Raw genomic sequence first — 12137 nt, 5'->3', positions numbered from 1 at the left:
TCGTCGGCAGCGTCAGATGTGTATAAGAGACAGGTATAGGGGGTACAAAACATGACGACTAATGTTACGAACACGATTATCAATATAGGTGCTAACGATCATGATGTGGATCTTTTCGAAGGTCAGTATATCGTTCCCAATGGCATGGCGTACAATTCATATGCGATCATCGATGACAAGATCGCCATCATGGATACGATTGACAAGAAGAAAACCGAGGAATGGCTTGCAAACATAGATGCCGTCCTGAGCGGCAGAAAGCTTGATTATCTTGCTGTTCCGCCGGCTATGTTCACATCCAGGCAGGGAAGTTACAATTCGACCGGAGGCAGGAAGCCGGACTATCTTATCATCCAGCACATGGAGCCGGATCACTCGGCATCCATCAAGGCGTTCCTGGAAAAATACGGTGATGTCACAGTTGTCGGCAACAAGAAGACCTTCAAGATGATCCGCCAGTTTTTCCCGGGGATGGATCTAAAAAACACTTTGGAGGTAGAAAACGGAGATACTCTGGATCTTGGAAACCATCAGCTTACGTTTGTGTTCGCGCCGATGGTACACTGGCCGGAAGTAATGATGACGTATGAATCTTCGGAGAAGATCCTCTTTGCAGCTGACGGATTCGGCAAGTTCGGCGCCCTTGACGCAGAGGAAGACTGGGCCTGCGAAGCCAGAAGATACTACATCGGTATCGTAGGCAAATACGGAGCCCAGGTGCAAAGTATACTCAAAAAAGCTGCAGGTCTGGATATCGAGAAGATCTGTCCGCTTCACGGACCTGTTCTGACAGAAAATCTGGGATATTACATCAATCTGTACGATACATGGTCCAGCTATGAACCTGAAACCGATGGTGTATGCATTTGCTATACATCGGTATATGGCAACACGAAGAAAGCCGTAGAGCTTCTGGTATCAGAGCTTGAACGTAAAGGTGTGCCTGTGGGAGCGGTCAACGATCTTGCAAGATGCGATATGGCAGAAGCGGTCGAAGATGCTTTCCGATACGACAAGCTGGTACTGGCTACCACGACGTATAATTCCGAGATATTCCCGTTCATGCGCTATTTTATCGATCAGCTGAAGGAAAGAAATTTCCAGAAAAGAACAGTAGCATTTATCGAAAATGGATCCTGGGCGCCTGTTGCCAACAAGATCATGAAGGCTGATTTCGAAGACATGAAGCATATGACCATAGCGAAGAACAACGTGACGATCCTGTCTGCTCTCAATGAGGAAAGCACGGCGCAGATAGATGCACTGGCCGACGAACTGTCAAAGGGATATCTGCCGGTGAGCGCGAAGACGCAGGCGGAACTGGATCCGACCGCACTTTTCAAGATCGGATATGGTCTTTATGTCGTTACGTGTAATGACGGAAAAAAGGACAATGGTCTCATAGTCAACACGGTAACACAGGTGAGTGATAATCCTAACAGGATCGCAGTGAACGTGAACAAAGCTAATTATTCCTGCGAAGTCATAAAAAATACGGGCAGACTGAATGTTTCTGTGCTTTCGGAAGACGCCACGTTCAAGATCTTTGAACACTTTGGATTCCAGTCGGGTAAAAATGTAGATAAATTTGCCGGCTACGAGCATCAGGCGAAAGCGGTCAACGGACTGCCGTATCTGACAAAGCATGCCAATGCATATATTTCCGGAAACGTAACGGGAATGGTGGATCTGGGAACTCATATCATGTTCATCTGTGAAGTGACGGAGAGCGTCAAGCTTTCTGATATCGAAACGATGACATACACGTACTATCAGAACAATGTGAAGCCAAAACCGGAAACCGATAAAAAAGGCTGGGTATGTGATATCTGCGGATATATATACGAAGGCGAGGATCTGCCGGAAGACTTTATCTGTCCGCTCTGTAAACATGGCGCAGCAGATTTCTCGAAGCTCGAATAAGGCTTTTGTAGAGGACTATTGGAATCGCTGGATTTTTTTAGAATATATAGTTACATCCGACATTCTGCAAAGGAGGAACCTATGAAACCGAGAAAAAAATCGTTTTTTGTGTGCGTACTGAATATGCATGGCGTGCCACTTCCTCAAAGCTGTTCTTTTGCAAAGGCGGAATCTATGGTAGCAAAAGGCGAGGCTGTCTGGGTTGAAACGGAATCCAAGCCGACGATCCAGTTGACGAAACCATGGAGCCCGAAAGGAATGTTTTATCGCTAGAAAGAAAATCATATGCAAACCATCGATCAGGCACTTGCCAAACTGCAAACGTCCCGGTTTACGTTGTAAAAAGTGTAAGAAATAACATTTTTACGTTGTAAAAAGTGTGAATCGGTATATAATATGGTTATGAAGGTTTGCAGGAGGTGTTGGCTATGTATAGATATGCGATAGAAGACTTACGAAACTGGAAATATAAAAAAAACAGAAAACCTCTTATCATAGAAGGGGCGAGACAGGTGGGAAAAACCTGGATCATGAAGGAGTTTGGCCGGCAGGAATATCAGAATATTGTTTATATCAACTTTGATTCAAATGCCCGAGTAGCGGAATTGTTTTCTGCAGATCTTGATACGCAGCGTATCCTTCGCGGCATTGAGATCTATGCGGGAAAGAAAATCGATCCTGAAAACACTTTGATCATATTCGATGAGGTTCAGGAAGTTCCAAAAGCTCTCTCTAGTCTGAAGTATTTTTGTGAAGATACTCCGGAATACCATATTATTTGCGCCGGATCGCTGTTGGGGATCGCTTTGCATGACGGGACATCTTTTCCCGTAGGGAAAGTGGAGTTTCTCAAACTTCACCCCCTTTCTTATAAAGAGTTTTTGATGGCGACAGGAAAAGAGCTGTATGCTGAGCTGATCGATCAAAAAGATTATCAGATGATCGCTTCTTTTAAACAGATCTATGTGGATGCTCTCAAGGAATATTACTATGTTGGAGGCATGCCGGAAGCGGTAGTCAGCTATTCGGAAGAACAGGATTTTGCAGAGGTTCGGAATATACAGAACCGTATTCTTGCCGCATACGAGCAGGACTTTTCCAAACATGCTCCGGCTAATATCGTTCCTAAGATCCGTATGGTCTGGAACAGCATTCCTTCTCAGCTGGCGAAGGAAAATCGAAAGTTCCTTTATGGATTGATCAGGGAGGGCGCCAGGGCAAAAGAATATGAAACCGCTATCATGTGGCTGTCGGACTGTGGTCTTGTTCATAAAGTCAGCAGGATCACGACACCTCATTTACCGTTAAAGGCATACGAAGACTTGAAAGCCTTCAAGCTGTTTCTCGTTGATGTGGGTTTATTAGGTGCATTAGCGGGGCTGAATCAGAAAATTCTGCTGGATGGCAATGATTTGTTTGTGGAATTTAAAGGCGCCTTGACAGAGCAGTATGTGCTCCAGCAGCTGGTAACGAATCCAGATCTCGGAGTATATTATTATACCAACGATAGGGGGAGTTGTGAAATCGACTTTTTGATTGATGACGGAGAAAAAATCATACCGCTGGAAGTAAAAGCTGAAATCAATTTACGTGCTAAGAGTTTAAAATCTTACCGGGACAAATACGCCCCGAAAATATCGGCGCGAGCGTCTATGGCAGATTATAAAGAACATGACGGACTGGTGGACTTGCCGCTTTATGTCATATAACACAGCACGATCTATTCTTAATAGAAAGAAAATCATATGCAAACCATCGATCAGGCACTTGCCAAACTGCAAATGTCCCGGTTCCGTGCCAAATTCCATTTGACACAGAAGGATCGGGACTATATTACAGAAAAAGGTATGGACACCATTCGCAGCCATGCCGAGAATTTTATTGCAACGCGGCTTGCACCGGCAGAGATCCCTAACGACGGGAAGCAGACTCCAATGCGAGGTCATCCGGTATTTCTCGCACAGCACGCATGTGCCTGCTGCTGCCGGGGATGTCTGGAAAAATGGTACAGAGTTCCCAAGTGCAGGGGGCTCACCGAAGATCAGCAGCGCAGGATCGTCAATCTTTTGATGGCTTGGATCTGCCGGGAATACGAAAAAACAGGAGGATTTTATGGGAAAGAAAAAGACAGGCGCTATGCCGACTTCGGCGCCGAAACAGAAAAAGAAGATGGTGATCGACATGACTAAAGTGGAGCTTGTGAAAGCGTACCAGGCACCAGGATTTCGGACTGGAAAACACATGACGGCGAAAGATCGGCCGCGGAAGAAGGACTGGAAGCGGGAATATGAAAAAGAAAAAGGATCGGGGAGATTTTCTGGCGGCAGCAGCAAAGGCGGCAGCAGCGATGATCGAACCGGTTCTTTTTTTATAGGACAGCAGAGTGCGTGATGCATGTGACCGGATCACAATACCGGGCCGGAATAAGTTTTTCAATAAAATTTCCAGAAAAATCCTTGAAAAGAATACAGGAAACCGATAAAATAAATGTGTATAGGCGAGGCTGCATATCCCTCGCCAGTATGCCACTAAATGATTTTATATGATTAGAAAAGAGGGAAGACAATGTTTACAAAACTGACTGAACAGTTAAAAGCAAACCCGAAGACGATTGTTTTCACAGAAGGTACTGATCCGCGGATCCAGGATGCTGCAGCAAAGCTGACTGCAGAAGGCATTCTGAACGTAATCCTGCTGGGCAACCCGGACGCAGTAAAGCTGACTGCTGCCGATGCGAAATATGACATCAGCAAATGTGAAATCATCGATCCGGCACGTTATGCAGATAAGGACGCAATGGTAGAGAAAATGGTGGAACTGAGAAAGGGCAAGATGACGGAAGAACAGGTTCGTGACGCACTTTCCAAGGGCAACTACTTCGGCACTATGCTGGTAAAGATGGGCAAGGCTGACTGCCTGCTGGGCGGAGCTACTTATTCTACAGCAGATACGGTTCGTCCGGCTCTGCAGCTGATCAAGACCAAGCCTGGCAACAACATCGTAAGCTCCTGCTTCATCATGGTAAAGGATGATCAGAAGCTGGCTATGGGTGACTGTGCGATCAACATCGCGCCAAACGAAGACGAACTGGTAGAGATCGCTGTTGAAACTGCTAAAACTGCCAAGGTTTTCGGAATCGATCCTAAGGTTGCAATGCTGTCCTACTCCACTTACGGATCCGGCAAGGGCGATATGGTTACTCTGGTTGCCAATGCTACCAAGAAAATCAAGGAAGCTGCTCCGGATCTGGCTGTTGATGGCGAGCTTCAGTTCGACGCTGCTGTTGCACCGGAAGTTGCTAAGGTCAAGTGTGCAGGCTCTCCGGTTGCCGGACAGGCGAACACATTCATCTTCCCTGATATCAATGCCGGCAACATCGGCTATAAGATCGCTGCTCGTCTGGGCGGATACGAAGCGATCGGTCCTGTTCTGCAGGGTCTGAACGCTCCGATCAACGACCTTTCCCGCGGATGCAACGCTGAGGAAGTTTACAAGATGGCACTGGTAACAGCTGCTTTAAGCTAAGCCGATCCAGAATAAAGAAGATACAAAAACCGATCCCCGCAGGACCGGTTTTTTATTGTAGAGAGAAAACCCCGCGTTTGACGCGGGGTTCCTTTTTGATCTGCAAAGAGTTTGGCTGAGGGTTGCTGCCAGTCAGCTATCGGCTGTCCGGAATCGTTTCTTGTGATCGCTTTAGGGGATCGAAAACAGAAAAAATACCGCAAATGGTATTACAGCTGGCCCGAAAAGATAGTTTGCGGCTAGGGACCTTGTAATGTGATTGCCAGAATACCACGATCACAAATTATATTACGTAATAGGATAGTTCAAGGACAGGATTCCTGCTTATTATGGTGCTAGAATGACATTGAAGTTAGTAAACCACAGTGAAAGGCAATTTATTAGAAAATAAAATATCCCGGTTACAAAACACAGCCTCGATTGCGTTATTTTTCGTGAAACGCAAAAGCTTGCCTGACCGAAACTGTCCGGAGGAGCCTTTGCAGGAGGAATCAGGGTATTTTATCCGTTCTAAGAGAAGTGAGGTCGGCATGCAAAGAGGAGTGAGGTCGGCATGTAAAAAGGAGTGAGGCTGGCATGTAAACCGGTGAGATGGTATACTGTAACCACGAAAGGAGCGCCGAGACGTCGGCGTGAAGGAAGATCGAGCATGAAACTGATCCATTTATCGGACCTGCATCTTGGCAAGCGGGTCAACGAGTTTTCCATGATGGAAGACCAGAAGTACATATTGAAGCAGATCCTGCAGCGGATCGATGAGGAACAGCCGGATGGAGTGATCCTGGCTGGGGATATCTATGACAAACCGGTGCCGCCTGCAGAGGCGGTGGAACTGTTTGACGAGTTTCTGGTCGATCTGTCGCGGCGGGGATTGCAGACCTTTATTATCAGCGGCAACCACGATTCGGCAGAGCGGCTGGCATTCGGCGGGCGACTCATGGAAGGCAGCGGGATACATTTTGCACCGGTATTTGATGCAAAGGTCGCTCCGCTCCATTTAGAAGATGAGTTGGGCACGGTAGACGTGTTCCTGCTGCCGTTTGTCAAGCCGGCACACGTCCGGCGTTTTTTTGAGGCGGAGGCGGCTGCGCCGCGATCGGGATCCGTCCCGGAAACTGTATTGGCAGCTGCCCCCGAAATAAAAACCTATACCGATGCTATCCGTGTAGCGATCACCTGCATGGACATCGATCCGAGCCATAGAAATGTGCTAGTGACTCACCAGTTTGTCACAGGCGCAGTAAGATCTGACTCGGAAGAGACTTCCTTGAGTGTCGGCGGCACGGATAACGTGGATGCCGCCGTCTTTTCAGACTTCGATTATGTAGCTTTAGGGCATATCCACCGGCCGCAGAATATGGGCGGTGGCAGCCTGATACCGGAAGCGGGTGACGGTTCGGATCAGAGCGTATCGACTGCGGGACTTCCTCTGATCCGCTACTGCGGGACCCCGCTGAAATACTCTTTTTCCGAGGCGAATCACGAAAAATCCATCACAGTAGTGGAACTGGGAGAAAAGGGCAAGAAAGACATCCGAACGATCCCGCTGAAACCTCTGAGGGATATGGTTGAACTCCGAGGAACCTACGAAGAACTGACTGCGAAAAACTTCTATGAAAACACATCGTATCCCGCTGATTATGTCCATATCACGCTGACTGATGAGGAAGATATCCCGGAAGCAATGGGCAGACTGCGGGTCATCTATCCGTACCTGATGAAGCTGGACTACGACAACCGGAGAACCCGGAGCAGCAATGAGATCCAGGGAGCATCCACTATGGAAGATAAGACACCGGGTCAGCTTTTTGCAGAATTCTATGAGCTGCAGAACAATGCGCCATTAACGGATGAACAGGAACAGTTCCTGACAGAACTTATCGGGAGCATATGGAGAAAGGAGGGAGCAAGTTGAGACCGTTGAAACTTATCATGTCCGCTTTCGGCCCTTATGCAGGGAGCACCGAAGTGGATTTTACCAGCCTGGGAGAGCGAGGGCTGTACCTGATCACAGGAGATACCGGTGCAGGAAAAACGACCATATTTGATGCGATCACTTTCGCACTTTACGGAGAAGCCAGTGGTGAGATCCGGGAAGCTTCCATGCTCCGGTCTAACTATGCAGACGAGAAAACGCCGACTTTTGTGGAACTGAGCTTTGTGCTGGGAGGCAAAGAATATCGCGTTCGCCGTAACCCGGAATACAACCGTCCAAAAGCCCGCGGTGAGGGATTTACGCTGCAGAAATCCGATGCGGAACTGACCCTTCCAGACGGTAAAATCATCACAAGACAAAAGGATGTAAACCAGCAGATCGTCGAGATCCTGGGCATCGACCGCAGTCAGTTCACACGGATCGCCATGATCGCCCAGGGCGATTTTCGCAAGCTGCTCTTTGCCAGCACGGAAGAGCGAAAAAAGATCTTTCAGAAGCTGTTTCACACTCATCTCTATCAGAGCCTGCAGGAGGAACTGAAACAGGCGTCCGGTCAGCTGCGAAAGGAATTTGAAAGGGCTTCTGCCAGCACGGATCAATATGTGGAAGGGATCCTCTGCGGGGAGGAGGATCCACTCTTTGATATGGTCTTACAGGCACGGGAGCACCAGATCCCTGTGGCAAAAATCGCAGAGCTTTTAAAACAATTGATCGATTCTGACAGAATGTCAGAAAGTGGCTTGGAGCGGCAGGAAAAGGATCTTTCTGAAAAGATCTCATCGTCAGACAAAACGCTGACGGTGGCTGCCGAACAGAAGAAGCAGAAGGCGTCTTTAGCATCTGCGAAAGCGCAGCAACAGCATGAAATCGACAGGGCATCTGCATGTCAGGAAGCTCTTAAAAAGGCGAAGCTGCAGCAGCCGAAAATCGAAGAGCTGACTCAGAAGGCGGCGGATTTAAAAGCTCAGATCCTGGAGTACGAACGACTGGATGAATTGATCAGCGAAGTTACAGAGGTAAGCCGAAAAACGTCGGATAATCAACGGGATCTCAAATATAAAAGCGAGAAACTGGAATCGCTGCAAATCACCCTTCAGGCACAGAAACAGGAATTGGGATCCCTGCAGGATGCAGGCGAACAGGAAGCGAAGCTGACGGCACAGAGGGATAAAATGCAGCAGCGAGTCGAGGATCTGGACGGACTGCAGATGGAGCTTGCCCATCTGCATCAGATAGATAAAAAGCTGAGCAAGGCACAGCAGGAGTACCGTGCGATACAGGAGACTGCGGAAAAATCGCAGGATTCCTATAATCACATGCGAAAGGCATACCTGGACGAACAGGCGGGAATCCTGGCCCAGGATCTTATAGATGGTCAGGCGTGTCCGGTCTGTGGTGCGACGCATCACCCTCATCCTGCGAACATTTCAACAGAAGCACCGACCAAGGAACAACTGGAACAAGCTGAAGAACTGGCGGATCAGTCTGCAAAGAAAGCTGGCGATGCCAGCCGAAAAGCCGGAGAACTTCGCGGTCGCTTAGAGGGGCAGGAACAGTTGGTAATGAAAATGGCTTCTGAATTGCTGGGAGATGGTTGCTATGATTCCATGGATACAGGGCTTGCAGTCGGCAATGATTCCGAAGAAATCGCCGGAAGCGGCATCTGTGCCGCTTCCGACTCAAATATCCAGGAAATGCTGGAAGCGCGGCAGCAGGAGATAAAAGCCGCGCTGGAAGCTTTGCAGGAAGAACTGAAGGAAACGGCGAAGCGGAGAAAACGGCGAGATGAACTGGGCCTGCAGATCCCGGAGACGGAAACAAAAATCGGACAGACGGAGGCTGCTTTGCAGGAATTAAAAGCGGCGGAAGCCTCTTTGACAGCACGGCAGGAAGCCGCTGAAAAACAGCGCGATGTTTTGCAGGAAAAACTGGCATATCCGGATAAGTCCGAGGCTGAGGCCGCGATCCGAAACCTTGTAAAGGAACAGAAGGCGCTGGCCGATGATATTGCCGGGGCGGAGGAGGCTTGTCACGAGAGCGAGAAAACTCTGGCGGCGCTGGAGGCAACGATCGCCGAGGCGCAAAGACAGCTGGCGGAGCACGATGATGTCGACTTTGAGTCAGAGGAAAAGCGGCGCAAATCACTGGCGGATGAGATGCAGGTGATTTCAAGCCGGCGGCAGGAGATCCATGTGCGAGTGGCGGCGAACCAGACGACTTTGGAGAAGATCCAGGAGCGACAGGCACAGCTGGAAGAGGTTGAGACCAGGTGGCGGTGGGTCAAGGCACTGGCGGATACGGCAGGTGGCACGCTTGCTGGCAAGGAGAAGATCATGCTGGAAACTTATGTGCAGATGGCGTATTTTGACAGGATCATCGCGCGGGCCAATGTTCGGTTCCTCGTCATGAGCGGCGGTCAGTATGAGCTGAAACGTCGGCGGGAAGCTGAAAACAACCGGAGCCAGAGCGGGCTGGAGCTGGATGTAGTGGATCATTACAACGGCAGTCAGCGAAGCGTGAAAACTTTATCGGGAGGCGAATCCTTCAAAGCATCGCTGTCTTTGGCGCTGGGGCTTTCGGACGAGATCCAGGCTAGTGCGGGAGGCATCCGCCTCGACACCATGTTCGTGGATGAAGGGTTTGGATCGCTGGACGAGGAATCGCTGCAGCAGGCGATGGAATCTCTGGCGGGACTGGCGGACGGCAATCGTCTGGTGGGGATCATCTCCCATGTGCCGGAGCTGAAACAGCGGATCGAGAAACAGATCCTGGTGCGCAAAGACCGCAGCGGCGGCAGTTTTGTGGAAGTGCGGGGAGAGTAAGCTGCTGCTTTTGACAGGCGCAGGGATGCTGGATCATTGGGGTGCCAGGCGATGCGTGCATGGGCACTTGTGTGGCAAGAAATACGTGCATCGGTGCGAGGAATATTTTTCCAATGTGCAGATTTCCGCTTAATTGCAGTCAAAAACAGAATTTAGTTTTGGTTGCCAGTTGTGATGACACTTTAAGCGCTTCCAATGCCTGTACAGGGCGTATAATTATATGATATTCGTAATTATTATACATAACTGTCTCGAAAACCATTCGTCAGAAACCAATTATTGTAAAGACTACCTTCCTGAGATACCCTTCAGGAATCCTGATCTGCAACAGACGTCAAACAACCTGATTTCTGTTGCAGATTTTTCTGTTTTTGACTCGAAAAAATCCATCAAAAATAGAAAATCGTGCCGGGTAACCAAGCTATAAACCCTCAACCAGAGATCCACATGTAATTGATAAATATGCAAATGAAATACAAGTACACTACCGCCCGGGATTTTGTACTTATAAATCATCGCATTGCTCTCGAAACGTGTTATAATAATAGAATCTAAAGTGAAGCGTCGGGAGAGGACTGGTGTTATGAAGAAGGCGAAAGATAACGTATGAAAAGACTTGCTAGGTATTATTGGTGCGTTTTTATCCGTTTATGGTTTTTTACTGGTTTGCGTGCTGATTTTGATGGCTGTTACGCATACTGCCTGGGTGACGTATGACATGAATTGGCTGAACGTATTAAAATTTATGCTGATTGCTCCACTGGTCATAATGGTCTTGGTTGCATCCTGGCTGATTGCAAGTTATATCCGCACCGAACGGTTGCTGAAAACTTTTATCGAAACACCGGCCGAAAGCCCTCGGATGAAGGAGGCTGATACATATCTGAGGGCATTACTTTCTTCAGGAACTCTTCGAGAACGCAACTACCCCAAAGTCCGTGAAGCCCGTACCGCCTGCTTCAAAGACGGCCGCATCGTTTCCCGTAAAATCCGGGACTACTACCAGATACTCTACGATATCGATCCTGAATATGCGAAAAAAAAGGATTTCAAGGATCCCCGTGCTGGCAAAGTATCTGCATCCTCTGAACCTTCCTGCAAAGCAGCCTCCGCTGCTGACTCTACCGCCGATTACGCTGCTTCTTCCAGCACTTTCTACATACCGCCATCGGGCAATTATGAAGATGATGACCGCATCGCTCTTGACATGGAAGAAGCCATCGACGATGATATCATGTTCCACAGTGGCAATCCCTTCGACTGGGATACTCGCAGCGACTACCTGGATGATCCCTTTGGATTCGGCGGTGATGATGGAGACGGGGGAGAGGACTGGTAAATAAAACTAGTTGAATTAGGAGCATTGAAAAACATATTTCTTTGCTTCAAACCGCTATGCTATAATAAATAGTAAAAATTGATTGATGGTATGTTTGGAGGACATATAAATGGCAAGAGTATTTTTCGGAAAAATGAATAGTCAGGCTGATACAAAAAAACTGGTATATACAACACCCAATCGAGGACTCTTGGGAGAACTCCAGATTGGGGATTATGCCTTCATTAAGTTGCAAAATGAAACAAAACCGGCTTCGGTAAAACGGTTGTGGAAACTTAATAGTATACAGGGGAATGATGGAGAATTTGTTGCGTCCTTTGATGAAATCTGCCAGTTTGATCCTGTACCACTTTTAAAGTTTGAAGCACTTGATTTGTTTGTTCTTGATATGAATCTGCTCAATAAATGCAATAAACAAACCAAAGGACTGAGTTTCTATAATCTTTCATTGATTAATGAGAAAAAGTTCAAAGAGCTGACTTCATCCTCAGAGGAGCTTTGCAAATATCTTGCAGATGAGAATCATTATAGAAAGTTTACTAAGGCTGAAAGAAAAAAAGATGTGGCATCAAAAACAATAGATGTTCAGTTT

The 12137-nt window shown here is 47.9% G+C and carries 10 protein-coding genes; all 10 read left to right on the top strand.

Annotated features, from left to right (window positions below):
- Positions 1–51: 51 nt before the first annotated feature.
- Positions 52–1923: a flavin reductase gene (locus tag H8876_RS01275; protein ID WP_249286212.1), complete on the top strand. Its 1872-nt coding sequence runs from the start codon at positions 52–54 to the stop codon at positions 1921–1923.
- Positions 1924–2004: 81 nt separating this feature from the next.
- Positions 2005–2196, top strand: coding sequence for a hypothetical protein (locus H8876_RS01270; protein WP_249286211.1), 192 nt, complete (start codon positions 2005–2007; stop codon positions 2194–2196).
- A gap of 155 nt (positions 2197–2351) precedes the next feature.
- Positions 2352–3632: an ATP-binding protein gene (locus H8876_RS01265; protein ID WP_249286210.1), complete on the top strand. Its 1281-nt coding sequence runs from the start codon at positions 2352–2354 to the stop codon at positions 3630–3632.
- Between the two features lie 36 nt (positions 3633–3668).
- A complete protein-coding gene (locus H8876_RS01260; protein WP_249286209.1) occupies positions 3669–4112 on the top strand; it encodes a DUF4186 domain-containing protein in 444 nt (147 codons plus the stop codon).
- The gene (locus tag H8876_RS01255) at positions 4036–4314 is read left to right on the top strand and encodes a hypothetical protein (RefSeq protein ID WP_249286208.1); all 279 of its coding nucleotides are present in this window, start codon (positions 4036–4038) and stop codon (positions 4312–4314) included. Before H8876_RS01260 ends, H8876_RS01255 begins: the two co-directional genes overlap by 77 nt.
- A gap of 174 nt (positions 4315–4488) precedes the next feature.
- Positions 4489–5448, top strand: coding sequence for a phosphate acetyltransferase (pta, locus tag H8876_RS01250; protein WP_249286207.1), 960 nt, complete (start codon positions 4489–4491; stop codon positions 5446–5448).
- Positions 5449–6097: 649 nt separating this feature from the next.
- Positions 6098–7363, top strand: a complete 1266-nt coding sequence (locus tag H8876_RS01245) for an exonuclease SbcCD subunit D (protein WP_249286206.1) — start codon at positions 6098–6100, stop codon at positions 7361–7363.
- Positions 7360–10206 carry an SbcC/MukB-like Walker B domain-containing protein gene (locus H8876_RS01240; protein WP_249286205.1) on the top strand — a complete coding sequence of 949 codons (2847 nt, stop codon included), beginning with the start codon at positions 7360–7362 and terminating at the stop codon, positions 10204–10206. The genes H8876_RS01245 and H8876_RS01240 overlap by 4 nt, the downstream gene beginning before the upstream one ends.
- A 718-nt stretch (positions 10207–10924) precedes the next feature.
- Complete coding sequence (locus H8876_RS01235) at positions 10925–11545, top strand: hypothetical protein (protein ID WP_249286204.1); 621 nt, start codon at positions 10925–10927, stop codon at positions 11543–11545.
- Between the two features lie 109 nt (positions 11546–11654).
- The coding region (locus tag H8876_RS01230; RefSeq protein WP_249286203.1) for a hypothetical protein at positions 11655–12137 on the top strand (483 nt) is incomplete at its 3' end.

Source organism: Lentihominibacter faecis (assembly GCF_014306095.1).
Lineage (GTDB): Bacteria > Bacillota > Clostridia > Peptostreptococcales > Anaerovoracaceae > Lentihominibacter > Lentihominibacter faecis.
Note: the sequence above shows the minus strand (reverse complement) of the source record. Positions and strands in the feature narration are given on the sequence as shown.